18 protein-coding genes, 16 tRNA genes, 1 rRNA gene and 3 pseudogenes are annotated in these 22,298 nt (G+C 37.8%); 29 read left to right on the top strand and 9 right to left on the bottom strand.

Annotated features, from left to right (window positions below; all coding sequences use genetic code 11):
- Nucleotides 1-159: 159 nt before the first annotated feature.
- The 17 genes from rrf to M2369_RS17795 all read left to right on the top strand — a co-directional run bounded on the left by rrf (nucleotide 160) and on the right by M2369_RS17795 (nucleotide 1,759).
- Nucleotides 160-275: ribosomal RNA gene (gene rrf / locus M2369_RS17875) — 5S ribosomal RNA — on the top strand.
- Between the two features lie 9 nt (nucleotides 276-284).
- Nucleotides 285-359, top strand: a tRNA-Asn gene (locus tag M2369_RS17870).
- Between the two features lie 4 nt (nucleotides 360-363).
- A tRNA-Ser gene (locus M2369_RS17865) sits at nucleotides 364-454 on the top strand.
- A gap of 17 nt (nucleotides 455-471) precedes the next feature.
- Nucleotides 472-546, top strand: a tRNA-Glu gene (locus M2369_RS17860).
- 32 nt (nucleotides 547-578) lie between these two features.
- Nucleotides 579-654: transfer RNA gene (locus M2369_RS17855), tRNA-Val, on the top strand.
- 15 nt (nucleotides 655-669) lie between these two features.
- Nucleotides 670-746 (top strand) — tRNA-Met (locus tag M2369_RS17850).
- A 14-nt stretch (nucleotides 747-760) separates the two neighbouring features.
- Nucleotides 761-837: transfer RNA gene (locus M2369_RS17845), tRNA-Asp, on the top strand.
- Between the two features lie 19 nt (nucleotides 838-856).
- A tRNA-Phe gene (locus tag M2369_RS17840) sits at nucleotides 857-932 on the top strand.
- 6 nt (nucleotides 933-938) lie between these two features.
- A tRNA-Thr gene (locus M2369_RS17835) sits at nucleotides 939-1,011 on the top strand.
- A gap of 15 nt (nucleotides 1,012-1,026) precedes the next feature.
- Nucleotides 1,027-1,111, top strand: a tRNA-Tyr gene (locus M2369_RS17830).
- Nucleotides 1,112-1,124: 13 nt separating this feature from the next.
- Nucleotides 1,125-1,198 (top strand) — tRNA-Trp (locus M2369_RS17825).
- Between the two features lie 24 nt (nucleotides 1,199-1,222).
- Nucleotides 1,223-1,298 (top strand) — tRNA-His (locus tag M2369_RS17820).
- A gap of 9 nt (nucleotides 1,299-1,307) precedes the next feature.
- A tRNA-Gln gene (locus M2369_RS17815) sits at nucleotides 1,308-1,379 on the top strand.
- Between the two features lie 7 nt (nucleotides 1,380-1,386).
- Nucleotides 1,387-1,461 (top strand) — tRNA-Gly (locus tag M2369_RS17810).
- Between the two features lie 5 nt (nucleotides 1,462-1,466).
- Nucleotides 1,467-1,537 (top strand) — tRNA-Cys (locus M2369_RS17805).
- A 14-nt stretch (nucleotides 1,538-1,551) separates the two neighbouring features.
- A tRNA-Leu gene (locus tag M2369_RS17800) sits at nucleotides 1,552-1,640 on the top strand.
- Between the two features lie 37 nt (nucleotides 1,641-1,677).
- A tRNA-Leu gene (locus M2369_RS17795) sits at nucleotides 1,678-1,759 on the top strand.
- Nucleotides 1,760-1,896: 137 nt separating this feature from the next.
- On the opposite strand, the pseudogene M2369_RS19495 reads toward M2369_RS17795, so the two are convergent.
- Nucleotides 1,897-3,006: pseudogene (locus tag M2369_RS19495) on the bottom strand (tyrosine-type recombinase/integrase).
- Between the two features lie 102 nt (nucleotides 3,007-3,108).
- Nucleotides 3,109-3,354, bottom strand: a complete 246-nt coding sequence (locus M2369_RS17785; protein ID WP_084231759.1) for a DUF771 domain-containing protein — start codon at nucleotides 3,352-3,354, stop codon at nucleotides 3,109-3,111.
- Nucleotides 3,355-3,426: 72 nt separating this feature from the next.
- Here M2369_RS17785 and M2369_RS17780 point away from each other — a divergent pair, with 72 nt between their 5' ends.
- From M2369_RS17780 to M2369_RS17745, 8 genes are all read left to right on the top strand, one after another.
- Complete coding sequence (locus M2369_RS17780; protein WP_160282809.1) at nucleotides 3,427-3,582, top strand: hypothetical protein; 156 nt, start codon at nucleotides 3,427-3,429, stop codon at nucleotides 3,580-3,582.
- 807 nt (nucleotides 3,583-4,389) lie between these two features.
- A complete protein-coding gene (locus M2369_RS17775; protein WP_041507566.1) occupies nucleotides 4,390-4,752 on the top strand; it encodes an AAA family ATPase in 363 nt (120 codons plus the stop codon).
- Nucleotides 4,753-5,256: 504 nt separating this feature from the next.
- Complete coding sequence (locus M2369_RS17770; protein WP_052472196.1) at nucleotides 5,257-6,072, top strand: HNH endonuclease; 816 nt, start codon at nucleotides 5,257-5,259, stop codon at nucleotides 6,070-6,072.
- Between the two features lie 556 nt (nucleotides 6,073-6,628).
- Nucleotides 6,629-9,454: a Z1 domain-containing protein gene (locus tag M2369_RS17765; protein ID WP_160282807.1), complete on the top strand. Its 2,826-nt coding sequence runs from the start codon at nucleotides 6,629-6,631 to the stop codon at nucleotides 9,452-9,454.
- The gene (locus M2369_RS17760; RefSeq protein WP_052472194.1) at nucleotides 9,454-11,460 is read left to right on the top strand and encodes a hypothetical protein; all 2,007 of its coding nucleotides are present in this window, start codon (nucleotides 9,454-9,456) and stop codon (nucleotides 11,458-11,460) included. Before M2369_RS17765 ends, M2369_RS17760 begins: the two co-directional genes overlap by 1 nt.
- Nucleotides 11,453-12,397 (top strand): hypothetical protein, encoded by a 945-nt coding sequence (locus M2369_RS17755; RefSeq protein ID WP_259255459.1) that lies wholly within the window; start codon nucleotides 11,453-11,455, stop codon nucleotides 12,395-12,397. The genes M2369_RS17760 and M2369_RS17755 overlap by 8 nt, the downstream gene beginning before the upstream one ends.
- A complete protein-coding gene (locus M2369_RS17750; RefSeq protein WP_052472193.1) occupies nucleotides 12,397-13,128 on the top strand; it encodes a DUF6339 family protein in 732 nt (243 codons plus the stop codon). Before M2369_RS17755 ends, M2369_RS17750 begins: the two co-directional genes overlap by 1 nt.
- Nucleotides 13,106-14,011, top strand: coding sequence for a PD-(D/E)XK motif protein (locus M2369_RS17745; RefSeq protein ID WP_041507564.1), 906 nt, complete (start codon nucleotides 13,106-13,108; stop codon nucleotides 14,009-14,011). Before M2369_RS17750 ends, M2369_RS17745 begins: the two co-directional genes overlap by 23 nt.
- A gap of 499 nt (nucleotides 14,012-14,510) precedes the next feature.
- Here M2369_RS17745 and M2369_RS17740 read toward each other — a convergent pair whose 3' ends face one another.
- Complete coding sequence (locus M2369_RS17740) at nucleotides 14,511-15,488, bottom strand: restriction endonuclease PLD domain-containing protein (protein ID WP_052472192.1); 978 nt, start codon at nucleotides 15,486-15,488, stop codon at nucleotides 14,511-14,513.
- A gap of 193 nt (nucleotides 15,489-15,681) precedes the next feature.
- Here M2369_RS17740 and M2369_RS17735 point away from each other — a divergent pair.
- Together M2369_RS17735 and M2369_RS19365 are read left to right on the top strand one after the other, a co-directional pair.
- Nucleotides 15,682-16,578, top strand: a pseudogene (locus M2369_RS17735) (DNA cytosine methyltransferase); the annotation flags it as partial.
- Between the two features lie 12 nt (nucleotides 16,579-16,590).
- Nucleotides 16,591-16,890 (top strand): annotated as a pseudogene (locus M2369_RS19365) (DNA cytosine methyltransferase); the annotation flags it as partial.
- A gap of 206 nt (nucleotides 16,891-17,096) precedes the next feature.
- Here M2369_RS19365 and M2369_RS17730 read toward each other — a convergent pair.
- Nucleotides 17,097-17,309 carry a hypothetical protein gene (locus tag M2369_RS17730; protein ID WP_041507563.1) on the bottom strand — a complete coding sequence of 71 codons (213 nt, stop codon included), beginning with the start codon at nucleotides 17,307-17,309 and terminating at the stop codon, nucleotides 17,097-17,099.
- 206 nt (nucleotides 17,310-17,515) lie between these two features.
- On the bottom strand, nucleotides 17,516-17,767 hold the full coding sequence (locus M2369_RS19360; RefSeq protein ID WP_310504001.1) for a hypothetical protein: 252 nt from the start codon (nucleotides 17,765-17,767) through the stop codon (nucleotides 17,516-17,518).
- Between the two features lie 882 nt (nucleotides 17,768-18,649).
- On the opposite strand from M2369_RS19360, the gene M2369_RS17720 reads away from it, so the two are divergent.
- Both M2369_RS17720 and M2369_RS17715 read left to right on the top strand, forming a co-directional pair.
- Nucleotides 18,650-19,444 (top strand): phosphotransferase, encoded by a 795-nt coding sequence (locus M2369_RS17720; protein ID WP_041507562.1) that lies wholly within the window; start codon nucleotides 18,650-18,652, stop codon nucleotides 19,442-19,444.
- Nucleotides 19,445-19,563: 119 nt separating this feature from the next.
- Nucleotides 19,564-20,268, top strand: a complete 705-nt coding sequence (locus M2369_RS17715; protein ID WP_041507561.1) for a hypothetical protein — start codon at nucleotides 19,564-19,566, stop codon at nucleotides 20,266-20,268.
- A gap of 42 nt (nucleotides 20,269-20,310) precedes the next feature.
- Here the strand turns inward: M2369_RS17715 and M2369_RS17710 are convergent, their stop codons facing one another.
- The 4 genes from M2369_RS17710 to M2369_RS17695 form a co-directional block, all read right to left on the bottom strand.
- Entirely contained in the window at nucleotides 20,311-20,856 is a 546-nt protein-coding gene (locus M2369_RS17710) for a histidine phosphatase family protein (protein ID WP_039170147.1), read from the bottom strand.
- Nucleotides 20,857-20,926: 70 nt separating this feature from the next.
- Complete coding sequence (locus tag M2369_RS17705; RefSeq protein ID WP_024719924.1) at nucleotides 20,927-21,118, bottom strand: hypothetical protein; 192 nt, start codon at nucleotides 21,116-21,118, stop codon at nucleotides 20,927-20,929.
- A 117-nt stretch (nucleotides 21,119-21,235) separates the two neighbouring features.
- On the bottom strand, nucleotides 21,236-21,529 hold the full coding sequence (locus tag M2369_RS17700) for a hypothetical protein (RefSeq protein ID WP_041507560.1): 294 nt from the start codon (nucleotides 21,527-21,529) through the stop codon (nucleotides 21,236-21,238).
- Nucleotides 21,530-21,593: 64 nt separating this feature from the next.
- Nucleotides 21,594-22,283, bottom strand: coding sequence for a YwqG family protein (locus tag M2369_RS17695; RefSeq protein WP_259255442.1), 690 nt, complete (start codon nucleotides 22,281-22,283; stop codon nucleotides 21,594-21,596).
- Nucleotides 22,284-22,298 lie beyond the last annotated feature (15 nt).

Genomic DNA, 22,298 nt, shown 5'->3' with positions numbered 1-22,298 from the left:
GTGGTGACACGTGGAGCTGACAGATACTAATAGATCGAGGACTTAACCTATATTCTAATGTGAAAAATGAACATTGTTATCTAGTTTTGAGAGAATATTTTTAAAATATCTCTTGATTTATTTTCAATACATAGTATAATATCTTTTGTCACTAAATTGTCTGGTGATGATGGCGAAGAGGTCACACCCGTTCCCATACCGAACACGGAAGTTAAGCTCTTCAGCGCCGATGGTAGTTGGGGGTTTCCCCCTGTGAGAGTAGGACATCGCCAGGCTTTCTTCATTCCGCAGTAGCTCAGTGGTAGAGCTATCGGCTGTTAACCGATCGGTCGTAGGTTCGAATCCTACCTGCGGAGCCAATTTGGAGAGCTGTCCGAGTGGCCGAAGGAGCACGATTGGAAATCGTGTAGGCGGTAACCCCGTCTCAAGGGTTCGAATCCCTTGCTCTCCGCCACAATTTACATAATAAAGGGCCCGTTGGTCAAGCGGTTAAGACACCGCCCTTTCACGGCGGTAACACGGGTTCGAATCCCGTACGGGTCACCATTTTTATAGAAATACATACCAGCATTTTATTCGGAGGATTAGCTCAGCTGGGAGAGCATCTGCCTTACAAGCAGAGGGTCGGCGGTTCGAGCCCGTCATCCTCCACCATATCTTTTATATCGTCGCGGGGTGGAGCAGTTCGGTAGCTCGTCGGGCTCATAACCCGAAGGTCGCAGGTTCAAATCCTGCCCCCGCAACCAAATTTCTCTTTATTGGTCCGGTAGTTCAGTTGGTTAGAATGCCTGCCTGTCACGCAGGAGGTCGCGGGTTCGAGTCCCGTCCGGACCGCCATTTTTTAAAAAGAATACTTGGCTCGGTAGCTCAGTTGGTAGAGCAACGGACTGAAAATCCGTGTGTCGGCGGTTCGATTCCGTCCCGAGCCACCACTATTTGCCGGTGTAGCTCAATTGGTAGAGCAACTGACTTGTAATCAGTAGGTTGGGGGTTCAAGTCCTCTTGCCGGCACTGTTTTTCAAATGTGGAGGGGTAGCGAAGTGGCTAAACGCGGCGGACTGTAAATCCGCTCCCTCCGGGTTCGGCGGTTCGAATCCGCCCCCCTCCACCATTTTTATTTTCATAGGGGCATAGTTTAACGGTAGAACAGAGGTCTCCAAAACCTCCGGTGTGGGTTCGATTCCTACTGCCCCTGCCAATTATATGATTCATTACATCTATGGCGGTTGTGGCGAAGTGGTTAACGCACCAGATTGTGGCTCTGGCACTCGTGGGTTCGATTCCCATCAATCGCCCCATTTTATTATTGGGCTATAGCCAAGCGGTAAGGCAACGGACTTTGACTCCGTCATGCGTTGGTTCGAATCCAGCTAGCCCAGTTGATATGCGGAAGTAGTTCAGTGGTAGAACACCACCTTGCCAAGGTGGGGGTCGCGGGTTCGAATCCCGTCTTCCGCTCCAATTATGGCGGCATAGCCAAGTGGTAAGGCAGAGGTCTGCAAAACCTTTATCCCCGGTTCAAATCCGGGTGTCGCCTTTTTTGAAAAGACTGCCGGGGTGGTGGAATTGGCAGACACACAGGACTTAAAATCCTGCGGTAGGTGACTACCGTGCCGGTTCAAGTCCGGCCCTCGGCACCATTTTTTATTATTATAAGTTGCGCTCTTTAATGATCATGCCGGTGTGGCGGAATTGGCAGACGCGCACGACTCAAAATCGTGTTCCTCACGGAGTGCCGGTTCGACCCCGGCCACCGGTATTTTTAGATTAATTTATGCTAAGATTAATTATTCAAAAAAGCTCATGAATCCTTTATCTTAAAGGATTTTTGAGCTTTTTATTTTTTTGAACTATACGATAGAAACCGATAGAATTTCAAATCATTTTACACATTTTTTACACAATCATATTCTCGAAAGTATTAATTGTTCCAAGCTCGTCTTTTTCTCGTAACTCTTTAATGACGTGAGTGTATGCCCTTAACTTTGTATCAATGTCACCATGTCCAAGTCTTTCACTTACATAATAAATTGAAACTTTTTTATACAACAATAAGCTGGCATGAGTATGCCGTAATCCGTGCATGGTAATTGGATCTATCCGAAGATCAGTTAATATATTTCTTAACAGCTTATTTGCATTAGTATTGCTGATTACTTTGTATTTGGAAGATGGGCTATAAAAGACTAACTGATGAATATTAGTAGGAATACTTTTAAATAGCTCTTTAAAATGTCCCATGGTCTTGCCATCCATTTTAATTGTTCGATTTGATTGCTCATTTTTTGTTGGACCAAACCCTTCAGGATGTCTTTTCAAATAGCCCCAAGTTTTATTGATTTTGATTGTATTATTAACAAAATCAAAATCGTTTCTCGTTAACCCTACAAGCTCTCCAAAGCGCATTCCTGATGTTAAACCTAGTAAAAGTAAGGAATAACCCAATCCTTTTTCAAGACGCTTCCAGATCTCTTTTAACAACAATTCACTTTCTTTCTAGTGTAAGTACTTTTCATCAGGTTTTTTAGCAAGCGTTGTAAAGGTTATTTTAGCATTTCTTGTAAAGTCACGATGTATGATTTGTTCATCCACTGCATCCTTCACACAAGCACGGATATGGGTATTGACCTTTTCAACGGTTTCCTTAGCTTTATTAGAACCGAATTCATTGATAAACATCTGATAATCATATCTAGTGATTTCCTGCAATGGTTTACTGCCGAAAAATGTTCTTATTGCCCTAGATGTGTATTCATAATGCATACGAGTAGTAACACTTATATTTGTCTTATAAAGATTCACCCATTTGTCAAAATACTCATCTATTGGAACTGGAGTTAGGTGCGGAAGCAAACCTTAGCTTAGTTTTGATTCTATTTCTGCAGCTGCTATTTGAGCTTCTTTCTTTGTGCGAAATCCTCCTTTACGAATAGATTTTGATTTTCCATTTACAGTACGACTGACGGTAAACTGATATGTTTTACCTCTCTTTTGAATGCTAGCCATATTATCCCCTCACTTTTAAAATAGGGGTAGACAGCCGAAATAGGTTACCCCTATCTTAACAAGTCTTATTTAAATTTTGTAATTACACTGTATGAATAATTTTTAGCTGCTGAATATTTGTTGAAAATTCCTCTCCAAAAACTCAGCCATTTTTGTAGCTTGAAAACACCATGTTTGCCCCTTTGTTCTTGGATAATAGACAAACCCGCCATATTCCACATCAAGTAATGTTCCAAACTTTTTTGGATAAAGTATATTCTCTTTAATCCATTCATGTTTTCTATTAATTCTTACTTCAAGATCTCTGATAAAACGCTCAGGCGTCAAGTATAGGTAGATCAACTGCATTGTTGGACTATCGATAATATATTGGCGTACTGGGCGTTTTTTGTATGTAAAATTTGAAGGAGGACTAATTAAATGAAGAATATTTCACTAGCATTTTCTGATGCGGAATCGACAGAAAGAATGGAGCAAGTTCAAAGAACAAGGCAAAAGTGGATTGAAGAAGGTGAGCAGCTTTTAAAGTGGCGAGAAAAGTTAGGGTTATCAAGAGCATTTATTGCTCTCGAGTAACGGGAGTGAACTATGGAAGAATAACCAGGATAGAGTTTGGGGAACCAGTCAAAGAAGCAAAGTTAATAAGGCAGGTATATAAATTGACATTAGAAAAAGTAGAAATACTAGAAATACTAAGAGCGATGGATAGAGATAGAGTATTAAAAAGAACTGGAATCATATCATCTTTATATTCTCTTAACTAGGTCAGGGGGCTAATCAATCACTGAGCGTCAATAATGATTAGTCCTCTCTGAAACTGATATTAGTTCTAATTACATTTAAACTAGGTGTAAGGGAAGGAATTTGTATCGTTTTATAAAAACGAAGAGAACGTGATAAAATCAAGGCTTTTATAAGGGAATAAATTAAACGATAAAAGTCTTGACAATCAAGGGATTAGGAACCGTTGATTTCTCAATGTCCTGAAAAATTATAACACGTGGATTTCCAAAGGATGTTTAATAAAGCAAAATCAGCGGTAATACTATTTGTTTACGCATTTTTCAACAAAATATGTGATATAGCTCAAAAATCCGAGTAATAAAAGTAGTTGTGGGAGGAGTATGTAGTTTTCTATTCTATTACTTTTTCATCGATCATATTTCATATGTCTGTCAAATGTTTTTTTGAACTCAGATATAGCCTCACGGGCAATATTCAATAGACCCTTAGCAAAAGCAAAGTGTGTTTTTACAAGTTTACTTTCTTTTGTGTATTTCTACACGTCAATAGGTAAATCTTTTAAAAAATTAAATTTGATATAATGGATCAGGATATATTTGGGTATTATAACCAGAAATATTAAAAAGTAGGTGTTTATTGTTGTCCGAGTTTAAAATAAAAATATCTAATTTTAGATCTATTTTCAACCTTACAGTGGATTGTAAAAACGGGGAACTTTTAATAGTTTGCGGTCCTAATAACATTGTAAAAACAAATTTTTTAAGAGCGCTTGATTTATTCTTTTATTTAGATAAAGATAAGTTCAATCATGAAATTGATATTCCATACCACATTGCGGAGGGTTCTTACGGAGGCGGTAGTAAGTCCCAAATTACTGTGGAATTCGGTAATCAATCTGGGGATATTTATACTATTACAACTAAGTATTCCAGAAGTAGAAGTGAGAACATTTTTCAAATGAATGGGAAAAAAATACGACAGAACTCAGTATTGTTGAAATAAAAGGTTTTTTATCAAATTTTAAATTTACTTATATTCAATCAAATAATATAGATTTACCTAGTCTTATAGCTACATATTTTACTGATGAAATTTTACCTGGTTTGGACAGGCTCCGGAGAAGACAGACAGAGCTATTAACATCATTAAATGAATTTATGTTAAAATCCAAACAATTGGAGCGTTATTTAGTGATCAACCATATGAAGCAGTCCAAAATTAAGCCGCTTGTACATCAATAGGAAAAGCAACCATTAAATGGTTGTATAAAATTTTAAGGTATTTAAAAGATTTGGAAATACCAATGATGTCTTCATAACATTCACTTAGGCTATTGGTGGCAAGGACAATAAGCGATTAAAATCTCCAAAAGAAAATAGAGAAGTTTGCACAAGGATTAGGAACATTTTCCTTTACATATTGACCAATTGAAAAAGAATATTGTGAATAATGGTCAGAACAATTTGTAAAAAACAGATAGCTTCGAAATGTCTTGGAGGGAGAACTATGTCAATAGATATGGAAAGTTTAGTAAAAGGCGAAAAATATAATCGTGATGCGCTAGCTTCATTATGGGGTTACAAAAAACGCCAAGCGATAAGCCGTGGCATTGTTACACCAGCAAATCAGAAAATAATTATTTTATTTGTAACTAAAATAAAGCAAAAATCCGATACTCAGTATCAGGATTACTTTATTGAAGAAGGCTTGTTGCATTTGGAAGGAGAAACAAGCCATACGAATGATGAAAGGCTTATTAATGCTGGATCCCAGAATGATTCTATTTATTTATTTTACAGAGAAATACATCATACCCCATTTATCTATTATGGTAGGGTATTTTTAGTTGACTATAAAGTTTATGCTGATAAGCCCTCAATTTTTATTTTATCAACAACCAAAAGTATGGCAGTAGGCGCTAGGGCTTACGCAACTGAAATGAACAAGACAAGTTTGATTGAAGATGATTTTATACCTGACCAGGAAGGCGCAAAAAGAGTCAAAACACATGTAAGTTATGAAAGGAGTTTAAAAAACCGAGCAAAGGCAATCGAAATACATGGGACGGTTTGCAAAGCATGTGGTTTTGACTTTAATTTGTTTTACGGAAGAGATTTGGCTTTCCATTTTATCGAAATCCATCATGTAATCCAACTTTCGGAACTTCGGGAGGGAACAAGTATTAATCCTGAAACTGATTTGGTTCCTCTATGTTCAAACTGCCACAGTATGATTCATCGTAAAAGGGAAAGTACCCTGTCGGTAGAAGAGCTAACAATGGCGATTGAAAAAAGAAGGAAGCAAGTGCTATTAAAATTATAAAAGACCTAGTTGGAATTCCTTATCAAAGGGGTTCCATTTTTATCATGATAGATATTAATCATTTCTTCCTTTTTAGAGACTCCAGCAGAAAAGATTTAGACTGAACGCAAATGATTTCGCTCAACTACAGAGAAATAGTGCAGATCCGGTTATCTACTTCATAATTTCCTCCAATATACAATCATCTGAAAAAGTTGAAGGCATGACATGGTTAATAATTAAAATGATTTTTCTCCTAGAATACCAATTTCTTAAAGAATTGTAGTAAAATTATTATTATATGGCTAGGGCGTAATATTTGCACCGGGAAATAGTGCCCATTAGAAATAGAGGTGGGAAATCCTAATGGGCATAACTGTAACGATGCTCTTTAAATCCTTTAAAACTGGGAGAATTGGTGGCACTCAATGAAGCCATCATTGAAAATATGCCCGAACAAATAATAGATTTTAAAAAATAGAAAGAGAGGTTAATAATAATAGATATGAACCTGATAAATGTTATGAACGATTTTTCTTCCCCAAAGTATGATGAGCATCGAATGGCAGTCGAAAGGTTGCGTAAAAAAGGACGGGACTGGAATTTTATTAAATATTACGGCAAGCATGATGTAGAGGGGCTAAAATATAAACTTGAATTATTACAAGAAGCCGATCAGATTCCCGAAGATTTGAATGCACAAATGTGGATGGCGATCGTAGATTTTTTGCGTGAGGCAGAAGAGCGAGAACAGTTGATTGAAGAGAAAATTGCCAATAATCGTATTTTAAGTCGTCGGATAGATAATGATTTGACGATTCCTACTAGCGCTGCAAGTAGCTGGATATTATATAAGAACAAGTTAATCCAACAACGTTGGACTGATGAATCGATAAAAGATGTTGAAAATACAACAATCAGTATTTTAAGAAAGCTCCGGGTAGAGACAGAGAATCCGATAAAAGGTTTAACCATTGGTCATGTGCAGTCAGGTAAAACAGCAAGTATGGCTGCATTAATGGCAATGGCAGCTGATTGGGAGTTTAATTTATTCATCGTTTTATCCGGAACAATTGAAAATTTGCGTAAACAAACAGAAGAACGTCTCATGGATGACTTGAAAAATCCAGGAAATCTTTCTTGGGAACGTTTAAGTCAGCTTTCATTAAAGCCGGGTTCTTCCCATAAAGTCAGCAGTCTTTTATTGAATGAAAGGTCACGTGACCGTTACTTAAATGTATGCTTGAAAAATAAGACACGATTAAATGATTTAATTCAATGGTTAAAAGAAGATGGAAAAAAGCTTTCTCAAATGCGTATTTTGATTATTGATGATGAATCCGACCAAGGTGGAATAAATACAAATGATGTAAATGATTCCTTGGCGGAACGAACAGCATTGAATAAAGCAATTGTAGAACTCGTGAATATTCAAGCAAATGATGGTTCGAAACCATTGAGTATGAATTACGTCAGTTATACAGCTACACCTTATGCTAATTTTTTAAATGAAGCTTCACAAGAGTCCTTATACCCACGTGATTTTGTTGCTGTTCTAAATCCGGCGAAAGAATATTTTGGTGCCAAACAAATTTTTGGTTTAGACAATAATGAATATTATCGCGGGTTGCCAATTGTTCGTGAAATTACCATTAACGACCGTGATTTAGTAGTAGGTGGTATTCATAAAGGAGAGGAATCATATTTACCACAATCATTTGAAGATGCACTCCATTGGTTTTTATTAGCTACTTCCATTATGCGTTATCGTAAATATAAAAAGCCGATAAGTATGCTTGTCCATACGAGTCAAAAGCAAATACATCATCAAATTTTTGCTGATTTAATCAACTCGTATTTCAGAAGTACATCGAAAGCGCAAATTATTGAAAATTGTAAATTATTATATGAACAAGAGCAAAAAAAACTTACAAAAGAAGACTTTGAAATGGAGTTTGAAGTTTATCCAAATAAAGAGGATGTAAAAGATTATCCGCCATTTGAAAAAATTGAAGAAGAGCTAAAACGTTTAATCCGTCAATATCCTTCTCACATCAATGTGTTAGAAGATACAAAACGATTGGAATATCATGACGGATTACATTTATGCATCGATAACTGTGCAAATAATGGTATAACGGAAGATTTAGAGCATGTACGTTTAGTATATCCAGATCCAAAATCACCAAATTACCCTGCTCCAGCACCAGCATTTATTGTTATTGGTGGTAGTACATTATCGCGCGGTTTAACTATTGAGGGGTTAGTAAGCACATATTTCCTTCGTACGACCTCTCAGGCAGATACGTTACTTCAAATGGGGCGTTTCTTTGGTTATCGTAAAGGTTATGAAATGTTACCGCGTATTTGGCTAACAAAGGATACAGAAGCGAAATTTAGATTTATGGCTACCCTTGAGGAAGAATTACGTGAGGATATTGAAACATATATTTTAGAAGGTATGGATGCCAATGAATACGGACCAAAAATTAAAAACTCACCGAAAGTATCATGGTTGCGAATTACAGCAAAAAAACGTATGCAAAGTGCAGAGGAAATCGATTTGGACTTCTCTGGGACATCGAGTCAGACCATTGTATTTGATGATGATGCAGTTATTCAGAGACAAAATATCAATGTAACCGAACAATTTCTAAATTATTTAGGTTCGCCAAATGAAACACGGAATAATCGGGGTCTCTATTGGGTAGATGTGCCGTTCCAACAAATTATGGATGACTTTTTCCGTAAATTCACATTTAGTCAGAATAGTGAATTCTCTAATATTGAAACCTTTTTTAAATGGTATCAAAAGAAACAAACGGAAGCCGGTTTTACTAACTGGAATGTCGTTTTATCTAGCAGTGGTAAGTTAGATGATCTCACACATAAACAATGGATAGTCTGTGGTCGTGGTGTAGGGCTAGCTACACGTAGTCGTCGTGGATCGGCTACTGGCGAAAAAATTAATATTGGTGTGTTACGTACTCCATCTGATTTATATGCAGATATGACGAAAGAAATGTATGACTCTATTCCAGAGGAATTTAAGTTAACACAAGCTGGGAAAGCAAAGCGCGCACATATTGAAGATCAATTAGAAGAAATTGATCAAAAACAGCAAAAGAAAAGTGTTGTAAATGAAATACGTAAAGTTGCCGGTATTGGTTTAACACCTCAGCTACTTATATATCGTATTGATAAAGATTCAAAATTTGAAAAAAGACAAAGCCCAAATACAAAAGAAGCTGATAGACGTTATGACTTAAATGCTTCAGAAGATTTAATTGGTGTTAGTTTGTTTGTTCCGGGGTATCGTTCGGGCAAAAATTTAGCTACAAAATTGTCAATTCGAATTGAGAATCCAATGGGTGAGACTGAAACGGAAGAAGGAAATGAGTAATGCAAATTGAGATTGCAGAGATTGGGAAAATGTCCCAAACCGGCAGTTCATTATTAAAACTTATTCAGAATAACGATTTACCGATTTTAGATTTACTTGTCCGTGAAGCTGTGCAAAATAGTTTAGATGCGGGTATTCGTGTAGAAGGGCATGACTCTGTGTATGTGGACATTGGCATCAAGGATGTCAATGTCCCGAACTTTGCTAAACATTTGGATGGAATTACAGATCGATTAATCGAAAAGTATGGAGCCTCCCCACAAAAGGCGATTTATATTGAAGATGCCAATACAACCGGATTAACGGGTTCATTAGACTTTAAACGTTCACCAAATGGCAATATTTTTAAACTAATCTATGGGATTAGCATGGCACAAGAAACACCAGGTGCTGGCGGGTCTTGGGGATTAGGGAAAACTGTTTATTTCCGTATAGGCATTGGCTTAGTTGTTTACTATACACATATTTTAAATGACAATGGTTGTTACGAGCATCGTTTAGCTGTGACATTAGTAGAAAACGAGAAAATGCCGGATCCGATTATTCCAAGATCCGCCGGAAAAGTCCCGAGCGGAATTGCCTGGTGGGGACAACGGATATCATCTGATCAATATGATACTATTCCAATTACAGATCAAGTATTGATTCGAGATATTTTACAATCCTTATCTATTGAGCCGTTTGAGGGCGACCGTCTTGGTACAAAAATCATAATTCCATTTATTGATGAACAGCAGTTACTAATTAAGCACGAAATCAATCCAGATGAAAACAAGCCATGGGAATCAAATGTAGTCGATTATATACGAGTGGGAATGCAACGTTGGTATGCACCGCGCTTAGCTAATAAAAAATATTATTATGGAAAATATTTAGACGGGCATGTCAATGGAGAGAGGCTAGAAAAGGACGATTTTTTACCAGTATTCTTTGAGTTACAATTAATGTACAACGCAGCTGTACTCGGTGGTAATTCAAATCGTTATTTTATCAATGACATTCAAATTCGTAATTACTTTGAACACAATAAAGTAAATAACGCGGGGCGAGTAGCGTATAGGAAGTTCACGATGAAGGAGCTAGATATGCTAGCACCTTTAAATGGTCCGAGTCCATTTACATGTGTGAATAAGAAGAATCCGGATGTTGAGCAAAATGCTCCAATAATGGCTTATGCAAGAAGACCGGGAATGATTGTGAATTATGAAACAGATGGCGAATGGTGTAAAGGACTGGGTGCAACAGAAGAGAACGAATATTTAGTTGCTATTTTTGTGCCAAATTCCAATACGAAATTACTGAATCCAGAAAATGATGTCGTAGATTTAGAGGGCTATTTACGAAAAAGTGAGATGGCAGATCACACCACTTGGACAGACCTTATTATAAAAAGTAAACCGTTTGATATTGTTGAGAAAATTCGAGCACAAGCTCGCCGTAAAATCAAAGCGTCATTTGAAAATAAAAAAGAAGTGAAAGAAAAGCAATCTCTTAATAAACTAGCACGCAATGTTGGAAAGATGCTATTACCGCCGACCGGATTTGGACGTCGTGCTTCCAGTCGTAATCGAGCGGGCGGTCCGAAGTCCCCCACTATTAGAGGTAATCGTGGCAATAGTTTTACGATTGTATCACAAAAATATTTAGAAACTGGTACTTTAGAAGTTCATTTTCAATTGAAACTAGCAAAAAATGTTGCTGCTTTTACAATAGAGTTATATATTGCTTCCGAAGGTGGGAAAATCTCAGCAATGGATTGGGAATCAGTAGATAGTGTAGGGACACCATTCCCTGCACAAATTACGTACTATTCTTTCCCAAATACTATGGGTCTATTTGGGAGATCCTCTGCTCAAAAAAGTGACAGCAAAGTGTTGCATGCTATACGTATTGAGAAAAGCGAAGTGCCAGTTGAATGTTCAGGTATATTAGTATTCACTTGTACTGACCCTCATGTGCAAGTCGAAATGTTGATGAAGCCAGAAGGAAGTGTAGACAATGGCTAATAAGATTAGCATGCATCGACTTTATGATGAGGCTATGGAAGAATTGTTAGATGTCTCGATAGATTTCCAGTTCTTTTACAGGGGTGAAGATGGTAGAGAATATGTCCTCAATCAAACTGAAGACTATGAATATAAAACATTGTTGAGTAATGAAGATGATAGCTGGGACTATGTAGAAAATGGTTTTGGGCTCTCAGGCAATTTAAAACTAGGATGTCCATCCAGTTTGTTTGGACCAACACAATTGATAAATAGTGATGCCGAGTTAGGGATTGCGATGCAATGGCTGTCAAAGCAATCTTCTCAGCGCGGTGTTATCCCGGTTGGAACCATTACAAGTACAACGCCGAATGGTTTGATTATACCTATTGATTATTATTTCCCAAACGATAAATTATTTGGCGAAGTATATATTTCAATTGTCATTTATTTAAAAAAAGCGAGCCGCAATGGAATGCATGGACAATCACAACTACCAGGTACGATCTTAGGGAAGTTAGTAGAATGGGCTATTATTTTAGATGGATCTGGTTCGACATTCCCGATTGTGCTTGTAAATGAACCGGATAAACCTTTATGGTATGTCGACTTCAATTATACCGAGCCTTTAGTTGAACCGTTTGACAAAGAATATATCGCGATTTATTTAAATAAAGCACATGTCGCATTCCCGTCGATTCAAAACCCGAAAACGAAGCTCGATCAAACATTATATGTGGAGTTTTTAGCAAGCGCCCTTCAGCTTATATTGCAAAACTTGATGGAATGTCCAGATTGGCACGATATTCAAGACGGGAGAAACTGCGAAGAAGGTTCTATTGGGCAAGTCATGCATTATTTTAAAACAACTCTGAATTGGGATTTCGATACGCCAGAAAAACTTGCGATGTCTCTTCGCAAAGATTTAGAGACAAGAGTAAAGACAGGTGAAATGTAGTGTGGGAAAGTGTGGTATATACAAAAGCACAAGCAAAATTTAAGTTTCAGCAAATTATGTCCGAACCGGAAAACTGTGCACCACGACAAGTCAAAGCGCCTTTTGATCATCTGCGTGAAATCATGATGAATGAAAAAAAAACATTTTTAATGGATGGAATGAAGAAAATTAATTCTTATGCATTTGATTTGCATATGGGATTGTTATTGTACCATGTACTAAAAAAATATTACCGCTTTAATGAGAGATTAGCGGCTCAAGATGAGATATGGCGTTATTTATCGTTAGAAGTATTTCCGGACTTAGTATACGAACGTTATGGGATGAATGATCAACGTTTTTTTAAAGGAACACGTCGTATTTGGCTGAAAGGTATTTGGTGGTATATTCATCTTTCTTGGCAAGGAACAGAGGAAGAAACGCTCGATACATTAAAAGATAATTCGTCGGATGAAATCCTACAGCTACTCGACCGTTCAGGCATCGGCGGTTATCGTTTGGAACTGACACGCGAAATTATGCGTCAGTATAAAATACATGCTAGTAGCAAAGTTCCACAATTATTTCGTCGTGTGTTGAAATTAAACACCGCAAGGTTAAATATGATTGAACCTAATTTAGTAGAAGGTGGCATAGAAACATACGTAACAGATTTGTATAATTATTTTTTTAATGATTTTTGCACAATTGGAGAAAAGAGTCCGGTATATGGAAACATTACAAAAAATTAGAGATAGGTTCGCTTATTTTCGAATATCTGCAAAACGTTCCATTGCGTTCAAAGAGCTTTATTATTGGATTATAAAAATTGATGGGATGCAAGGTGTTGCAATTGAAATCCCGACAGATAAATATGTAAATGAGCGGTTTGCCAGCATATCTTATTATACGAAGGAAATTGTAGTTGGCGGTGAAGAACGGCATTTATTAATGTTGCTATCTGATCATCCGAAGTTATACGATGATTTTGCAATTATTTGTTCCGGCTTTTTAGAGAAGATACTCTATGCAGAATCCTATCAAGAAATCAAACAGAATCCAATCTCATGGTGGCATTCGATGAAAGAACTGATGGGCAATGCCAATATTGAAAAGGCAACCTATAGTGTAATAGCAGAAATGCTAAGTTATTATCATTTGCTTAAAGAAGAAAGGGACGTTTCTTGGGTTGGACCATTTGGTGGTTCTATTGATTTTAATTGTAATGATGGTAGTTATGAGGTGAAATCGACTGTAGCACGATATGGTTCAAAAATTACAATTAATAGTCAATACCAGCTAAAAGCAAAATATTTGTTATTTTATCGTTTTGAGCCAGATGTACACGGCATTTCAATTCAGGATATGGTAACAAAATTAGTAGAATTGGGAGTAGAAAAATCGGAAATAGAACGTGCACTTGAAAAGCTAAAATATCCACTTGGCAGTGAGGTTCGAAGAAAATCATATCGCCTGCTCGAAGTAAAGAAATATGAAGTCGATGAAAGCTTCCCAAAAATCGTACCAGAAAGTTTTAAAGATGAACAGTTGCCAAAACATATTAGCGGACTCGTTTATACATTAGATTTAGATGGTTTGAATGGGGCAGTTATCGACTTGAAGGAATTCCAATAGAAATAGTGATGTTTTTTTAAAATGAACATCAAGGACGTAATTTCAACGCTCCAGAGAAAGCAAAGAAGGTTTTGCCAAGATAACTCAATTCAGAAAGCGCCTCTTCAGAGGCGCTTTTAAAATTAATTCGAGTAAGGAGTGGGTGAAAAATCAAACAGACCACTTTTTCCGGTTATTAAACAAAGGGAGTTTATCATTCACACTTACTTTGGTGGTAAGTTGTTTTTTTTCATTCCGGTTCGAAAGAAAAACCCACCCAAATAATTAGTGAAAAGTGACGATAATCCTCCTATATACTGAGAATATGAGGTCTCAAAAATAACTGTAACACATATATGTTAAGGTTAGTTTTTTGCATATAAAGTTGATGTAAATACCGGGAAAAGAATTATTATACTAATACTTAATCGCTGTTCCGGAGAACAAAGCAACGCCAATCTGCCCACCGTAAACGCCAGCCAGTCATAGTAATGGCATACGCGCCAATACTCGTCTTTCTTTACACTCCAAAATCCATGAAATAGGTTTCATTATCAATTTTATAGACTCTCACACTTGTTCTTCCGTAAGCGATGACATCCTGTGCGTCTACTCTCCCGCCGAAAGGAACACCAATCCGGTTACGGAAATACCTTCCCATGAGGCTGTTGTTTTCATGGGTATGTATGGCTTTTCGGTTGGCCTGAGCCATAACGCACATCAGCCGCTCTCCATCATCTGTAACTATAGTAAACTCCTGCTCAAGCGGAGGGAAGAAGTCAGGGTCTGCGGCGTGAATTGTGGATGAAACGGGAATGTACGCCTGATTCCGTTCTCTTCCTTCGCGTTGCCCCCAGTTAAGCCCGCTTCTTTCATGGATGGCAGTATCGTTATTCAGAAGTAGAGGTAGATCCACATACGGCAGATGATGCAGATGACGGTAATCCCTTCGGTCCGATCCGTAAGTTTTCTGCTGAATGGTAACAATTCTTTCATGATTTCTTATTGTCCGCCTGATAAACATATCATGGAATCTGATATGTTGTTCAATTGTCGGGTCGGTGCAGCTTAGGCAATCGGGAACATCAAACACTTCTTCAATATTGTCATGATTCGCTTCTACAATAAGTTCCGTTTGGTCTCTGAATCCTCCCCAAGAGAAGTTCGCCGAGCCGACGTATGTCATGGAGTCCTGAAATAAGCCTCCATTATGCCAATGGTAGATTTTATTGTGAACAGGAGGCAGGCTTGTTTTATAACTGATGCTAATCCGAGGATTTTCGTTCATGATTTGCTGATAGCGTTCATGATCCCAACGTCTAATTCCATCTTGTTTGCTCATTCCGATAATAAGTTCAATTTCAATCTCAGGGTATCTGTTCAAAATGTGATACAAAAAAGCGCTGGATGCATACCCGGAGAGGATTCGCAGTTTACGGTAGCCCCGTTCGTAAGGAACGCGAAAAACACGCTCTTCCAAATTATTGATAAGGTACATTTTATTTCCCCCAATTCTATTAAATTACACTATTAATTTAATAATAATTAAATTTGGTTAGCATGTCATCTATTAAAATGGGAATCCATTCCTTTGTATCAGAAACTTTTTTTGATAGAGTAGGTAGTGTATAATAATATTTACGACAAATACTACAAACGTAGGAGAGTTATAGAATGATTTTCGAAAAGGAGAACTGTTCTGCGGTCCGGGCGGATTATCGCTCGGAGCAAAAGAAGCAGTTGTATTAGATGAAAATGGACAAGTTGTTTTAGACGAAAACGGAGAAGAATATAAAGTAGTACATGCATGGGCGAATGATTTTCATGAAGATACATGCAAAACTTTCCGCCTTAATATCGTTGGTAATGATGAGGATACTGTAACTGTAAAGCATGGGGACGTAAAAGAACTTGATATTAAATCCCTTCCGCCCATCGATTTCTTCGCGTTCGGATTCCCATGCAACGATTTCAGTTTAGTGGGCGAAACCAAGGGACTTGATGGTAAATATGGCGGACTATACAGGTACGGAATAAAGTTATTGAATCACCATCAGCCAAGTGTGTTTGTAGACGAAAATGTAGGCGGATTAGAAGGCGCCAATGAAGGAAAAGCATTCGTCCAAATCTTAAAAGCAATGGAAGAAGCAGGAGAGTTCGGCTTTAATATTACGCCTCATAAGTACCGCTTTGAGGAGTATGGCGTGCCGCAAGCGCGTCACCGCATTATAATCGTCGGCATTCGAAAAGATTTAGGGCTGAGATTTCTGGTTCCAAATGCTCCTTTTAAAAACAAGGAACAATGGATGATAGCAAAAGAAGCATTGGAAAGTGAGCCGATTGAAAAGGATGCCCTTAATCATGAATTCACAAACCATCACCCTAAGGTTGTGAAAATGCTGGATGAAATCCTTCCAGGGGATAACTGCTGGGTAGATTACCTCTCCCCGGAATTGCGGCTAAATGTGAAGGGCGCGAAAATGAGTAACATTTACAGACGTTTACACCCTGAGGAACCAGCATATACTGTTACAGGAAGCGGCGGAGGCGGAACACATATGTACCATTACGACGAGCCAAGAGCATAAACGAATCGAGAGAGGGCGCGTCTCCAGACTTTCCCGGACTGGTTCGAATTCATCGGTGTAAAAGAAAGTGTCAGAAGGCAAATCGGCATGGCGGTTCCTCCAAAGGGAGCGAAAGTGATTGTGGAAGCCATTTTAAAAACGTTCGCAAAAGTTCCATACGAAACGGAAGATGCCAAATGGGACGAAGAACATATTCAGGAGATGCTGGCATCAGGGGAAAACAAAAAGAAGAGGCGTTCCGGCAAAATCAAAAATAAAAAAGAAGCGCCGGAAGGTCAGACTGAACTCGAGTTGGAAGAAACAAAGGCATAAAGGAGCAAAAGCATGTTCTGTAAAGAATGCCACTTATAGAAGAATACTCTAAAGGTTAAAAGACAAAATCAGCTACCAGTGGCTTTGCGACGTTGAATGCCTTGAGTGCGGAAAGGTTTAAAATTCCCAGCCATATGATTTTTGGACAAACAATCAACAAAGCCAGAAACTTAAAAAAAGGAGATCGAAATTGATCTCCTTTTTTGTTAGTCATAGATTTTAATGTAATGTCCTTCATCTGCCAATTTTTCCGTATGTGCCACTTTAAAATCCTTTAATGCTTTTACTACATATTCGCCTAATTCTTCTGCGCTGGAACCGGTAACGACAACTTCCATATGCTGATATAATTCCTGAATAACTATTGCCAGGTCCTGTACCGTTCCGATTGTTTCCACTTTTTTTATAAGAATCCTCACTTTTTCTTGTTTTCTCCTGTTATTTTAACATCAATCATATTAGGGTGTGATATTTTTAAATTATCAATGAAGGAAATAATATCATTGATTGACTGGTTAAAATCTTCTTTCACCTGATGCTCCCATATTCTTTTTATTTGCCAACCTTTATCCAGATAGTAGGCGGTTACTTCCTTATCCCTTTTAACGTTCCGTTCCAATTTTTCCTAGTAATCCATATTGCTTTTCGGTATGTTTCCGTGTATGGGGCAAGCGTGCCAGAAGTAGCTATCAATAAAAATGACGACTTTATATTTTTTGATGGCAATGTCTGGTTTACCTTTGAGGTCTTTTACATTTCTTCTGAACCTTATACTCTTGCTCCATAATTGCTTCGTTATTTTATCTTCCAATTTTGAAACAGACTTAATTGCCTGCATGTTTTTTGTTCTATTTTCTTTCGAGATCCTGTCAGCCATTTGGATCACACCACCGTCATATAAAAGTTTATTGCTTGATGTGCCTTTTTAATAAAGGGTATCAAAAAACAAATCAAAAGTACAAAAAGGAGGAAGGTAAGGAGAAGTAAGATAAATAAATAGTTAGAAAATTTAAACGTATATCTACATATTCAAAATTTCCGGAGCTATTTGATTTGGACATACTAAATGGGAAAAGAGAAATTGTTATATCTGATGATTATGGTCAGCAAGATTTTGAGGCGATAACTTCCAAAATATGCTCTTTTACAAGGTCAAAATAAGCTTTAGAATTACCGTACATCCACTGCACTGTTGTCAGTGCTCGTCAACACAATTAAGCCATGGATAATATTTGATATGTAGAAATGTTCATAAAAAGTCAAGTTATGACATTTTTGTTAACGCTATGATAAATATTTAACGAAAGTAGAAAACAATCATGCTCTTTTAATATTTATAAATAAAAATCCTTTTACACAAGTTTTACACTTTAACCGAATAAAACCTTGTAATATCAATACTAATTAACCTATTTCGACCCCGACCACCGGTATTAATTAAAAGTTTCATGATTGGTTTTTACCATGAACCTAACGTTTCACCCTCGTGGTGAAACGTTTTTTTGTGGTTTAAATGAGTTATTTAGATGAAAATAGAATCCTATTAGAAGAGAATGAGCATGTACTACTTTTAACAGAATAAACTTTAGATGATTTGCAACATTTGGTACGATACATTTAACCATATAAGGAAACAAAATGGAGTAGCGCATTCACATAAAACAATAAACTACCTTTGTGTAACTAAATGAATATTTGTGGGTACATACACATCTTTAGCTGGCATCATCATTGTGACCCAGTTTTGGGGGGAGAATTTATGAAAAAACAAAAAGATCATGAAGAGTTATTGACAGGTGGAAATGTCTCGAACGTATATCGTTCGGGAGATACGGTTCGCAGAGAGGTAAAGTCAGATAATATGAATATACAAAAGCTGCTAAAGCATTTAGAAAAAAAGAATTTCTCCTATGCTCCAAAGTTTTTAGGGGTTGATGAAAAAGGTAGAGAGATCTTGTCCTTCATTGAAGGTGTAGCCGGTCATGATCCCTTAAAAAAATACATGTGCTCTCACAATGCTTTAAAAGAAATAGCGAGAATGCTTAGACTGTATCATGATGCTGTTAGTGATTTTCCCATTTCAGACGACTGGGAACGAATGGACAATACGCCTAACAACATAGAGGTTGTGTGCCATAATGATTTTGCGATGTACAACATCATTTTCAAAGATCAAAAGCCAGTGGGAATCATTGATTTTGATGTAGCCGCCCCTGGTCCAAGGCTTTGGGATATTGCATATACTCTCTATACTTGTGTCCCTCTCAGTAGGTTTTTTCGTACTGAAACAGGGGAGGTCGTAAATTATCATTCATTAGAGCATGCAGCCCATTTAAAGTATAGAGTCAAACTGTTTTTTGAAGCTTATGGTGAGGAAATACCAGAAGATTATGTGGACATGGTGTTGCTGCGTTTAGAAGGTTTATGTCAATACATGAAGCGAAAAGCGAATGAAGGGGATAGAGCCTTTCAAAAAATGATTCATGAGGGGCACCTTGAACATTATCAAAAAGACATACAATTCATTCATGAACACAGAAAAGAATGGATTTGAGGATGACAAGGGTTTTATAAAAGAAAAAGGACAACTCATCTTTTTACTAGTTTCATGTGGATGTTACAATTGGTTATAATAGTTCAATAGAATGAATGTAAAGAGGCGGAGTTGTTATTTTGCAAACGAAGACGATATTACAGACTATTATTGAAGATGAGCGATCACATGATTATCCGCTTTTTAGACAGTACTGTGTAAGGAAAGAACAGGGTCTGCGTAAAGATGCGTTAAAGGTTCTTCAGTCTTTTGTTGAAGAGATGAATAAGAATGAATTTGCAGCACGGCGTTCATTTGTTGCTTGGCTGTTTGATTACATTGAACGTTTTGAGGATGGTCATCATTTGCTTGTGTATCCATTGGTACATGGGGTGATCCACCCTGTTCTTCGAGAGTGGGAAAATATTGATCCAATGGATGTGAGACTGTATCGCTGGCAAGGCTTGTTTGTGCATCAGGGGGAAGGGCTGCCCTATTTATTGAAGGCACTAGAGATGGGAGGCAGCAAAGAGCAGCGAGTGATTGTTCAAATTTGCGAAACCTATTTCTCGGCTTTGTGGTATTCGTTTCATCATATACATGAAGATCTTTATTTAAGCACCTATGAGAAAGATCATGAGCGAATTCAAGGGATTCAAGATGTCATGAAACTGATCGAAGATAAAAATGTTCAAAGCAATGTTGAAAAACTAGCAGTCTACTATAACCAGCTTTTATCGGACTGGAAGGAATTTCAGCAGACGGAGACAAGAGGTTTTGTGAAATGGTGTGCGGATCGTAAGAAGCCCTATGAGTGGGTACAGACATTTTACTATCACCAATAGTTGTTTTTCATAAGAAAAAGGCAGGGATCAACCCTGCCTTTTTTATTTATGCCATATTCTTTCTATTTCTACATGGTCTGGTTTAAAATATTTCAGGATGTAGACATCTGGATTGCTTAGTTGTTCCCACTCCTTGAATCCAATTGCAGGATCGGCGTGTTTTAGAAGCAGGCTCATAATATTGCCATGAGTGGCGAATAAAGTATGATCTCTTCCTAATTTTATTTGTTCATAGAGTGCCTCTACAATACGATTCATCGCTTCTTGGCTCGATTCTCCGCCTTCACAGGTCATATGCAAGTCCGAAAAACTGAGCTTTAGTTTTTCATACCAATCCTTCATTGGTTGACTGCTTAACCTACGTTCAGAGAGACGCTTATCCATTTGTACCTTGATCTGTTTGGCATGAGCAAGGGGCTCAACGGTTTGAATCGCTCGTTTATAAGGACTTGAGATGATGTGGTTGAGCTGAATGCCGGAAAAAAACTGTGCGAGTTCATGCGATTGTGTGATGCCTTGAGGCGTTAAAGACGCATCCTCGGATTGTCCATCTGCTTGACAGTGTCTGACGAAATAATATGTCTTCATAGGGGGACACCTTCCTCTAAGTATAAAAAAATCATCCAATATTGGATGAGGGTTCACGAAAGTTTAGGTTCTATTTGTTCGTGTCTGCTTCTTTGTATGGATCTATCAGTTTTGAGGTTAGGTCTAAGTTGAACAAAAAATCATCTATGGTGTCTGTGCCAAAGGGAAGGGTGGAAAAATTAATTGGGATGCTGTCTTCTTGCGTATCTGAAGTAATCGGCTGTTTGTGCTGCTTTTTTCTCCAGTTCTTAAACAAGCGCATGTGAGGCCCCCTTTTCTAAAAAAAGATGGATTTATACATAATATACGGGGAGAGTTGTCCGAGCGTCAATTGTTTTCTTCAAAAGGATTTATTACATTTGTACGAAAAGAGCCACAGCTAAGTGCGGCTCTTTCCATGTTTTGACATGGCACGGTGTATGGCTTGTTGTACCTTTCGTTCGCATTTGATGTTGTATGGTTTCTTATGGAGTTTACTCGTCTTAAATTGACCAATTACACGGCGGACTCCTTGATCATAAATGATCAGCTCTCTGCTCGTTTGATCATTTAATAACGCTTGAAACCAGCTGTATTTTTTTAGCTGTGCTGCATTTCGTGATATATCATCTTCATCTACCTGTAAAAAAGGGATATACAGAGCAAGATTGAAGATGTCTAAAATGAATCCCATATTACCGGCCCCCTTCATATCGTTTATTACGTTTAGAAAGGGGAATGGTTCCATACAATTGGTTTTAAAAACAATCCCAGTGCATGAACCATTCTTTATTGTGTTTGTCGTAATAGAAATACATCGTGCCGTTATCACCAATCATGAACCGAGGTTTTTCTTCTGAGGCGATTTGCAGCATGAATTCTCCTGACATCTGGTGGGGAGGAGATTGGATGTAAGCCCCGTATCCACCGATTTTTGTGAACGAGTAGTTTGAGTAATGCTCGAAGAAATGATCTGTTGCTTCTTCACTTTCATTAACCTCTGATAAGTCAACGTATGACCAAGCTTCCTCCCAGCATGGATAATCCGGTTGTTCCCCTTCGAGCCACTCTATCTGGAAAGGTTTAATTCCTTTCACGTCTTCAGGGGTCTCAGCGATTTCTAATCCTTCCATTGATGAATATTCAATGAGTTTCCAGCCCTCACCGTTTTTGGCGATATCAATCGGAAGGGTTTTCTTGTTGATGAAAATTTGAATCATCTTACATTCATCAAAGCCGTTCATTCCCCCTGGTACTTCGGGTAAATACATTTGTAAAATGGGAATCATAGCTCCATCTTGATCTGCCGGCCACCCTTTATCACGTTGGATGAAAAAATGGCCAGCAAACCAGCTGTACTTAGATGGATCAGGACGAAATCCGCCTATTTTGGCTACAATAGGTGTTTTTCCTAGTTGATTTAATTCGTCAAAAGCTTTGATCTTCATTTATCCATCCCCCAT

Source organism: Bacillus sp. JUb11, assembly GCF_024807925.1.
In the GTDB taxonomy this organism is placed as follows: Bacteria; Bacillota; Bacilli; order Bacillales; family Bacillaceae; genus Bacillus; species Bacillus altitudinis.
Note: the sequence above shows the minus strand (reverse complement) of the source record. Positions and strands in the feature narration are given on the sequence as shown.

Excerpts from the sequence above, each read along its gene's own strand:
- M2369_RS17785 (WP_084231759.1), bottom strand. The coding sequence starts at position 3,354 with ATGCAGTTGATCTACCTATACTTGACGCCTGAGCGTTTTATCAGAGAT.
- M2369_RS17780 (WP_160282809.1), top strand. The coding sequence starts at position 3,427 with ATGAAGAATATTTCACTAGCATTTTCTGATGCGGAATCGACAGAAAGA.
- M2369_RS17770 (WP_052472196.1), top strand. The coding sequence starts at position 5,257 with ATGTCAATAGATATGGAAAGTTTAGTAAAAGGCGAAAAATATAATCGT.
- M2369_RS17760 (WP_052472194.1), top strand. The coding sequence starts at position 9,454 with ATGCAAATTGAGATTGCAGAGATTGGGAAAATGTCCCAAACCGGCAGT.
- M2369_RS17755 (WP_259255459.1), top strand. The coding sequence starts at position 11,453 with ATGGCTAATAAGATTAGCATGCATCGACTTTATGATGAGGCTATGGAA.
- M2369_RS17745 (WP_041507564.1), top strand. The coding sequence starts at position 13,106 with ATGGAAACATTACAAAAAATTAGAGATAGGTTCGCTTATTTTCGAATA.
- M2369_RS17740 (WP_052472192.1), bottom strand. The coding sequence starts at position 15,488 with ATGTACCTTATCAATAATTTGGAAGAGCGTGTTTTTCGCGTTCCTTAC.
- M2369_RS19360 (WP_310504001.1), bottom strand. The coding sequence starts at position 17,767 with ATGGCTGACAGGATCTCGAAAGAAAATAGAACAAAAAACATGCAGGCA.
- M2369_RS17720 (WP_041507562.1), top strand. The coding sequence starts at position 18,650 with ATGAAAAAACAAAAAGATCATGAAGAGTTATTGACAGGTGGAAATGTC.
- M2369_RS17710 (WP_039170147.1), bottom strand. The coding sequence starts at position 20,856 with ATGAAGACATATTATTTCGTCAGACACTGTCAAGCAGATGGACAATCC.
- M2369_RS17705 (WP_024719924.1), bottom strand. The coding sequence starts at position 21,118 with ATGCGCTTGTTTAAGAACTGGAGAAAAAAGCAGCACAAACAGCCGATT.
- M2369_RS17700 (WP_041507560.1), bottom strand. The coding sequence starts at position 21,529 with ATGGGATTCATTTTAGACATCTTCAATCTTGCTCTGTATATCCCTTTT.
- M2369_RS17695 (WP_259255442.1), bottom strand. The coding sequence starts at position 22,283 with ATGAAGATCAAAGCTTTTGACGAATTAAATCAACTAGGAAAAACACCT.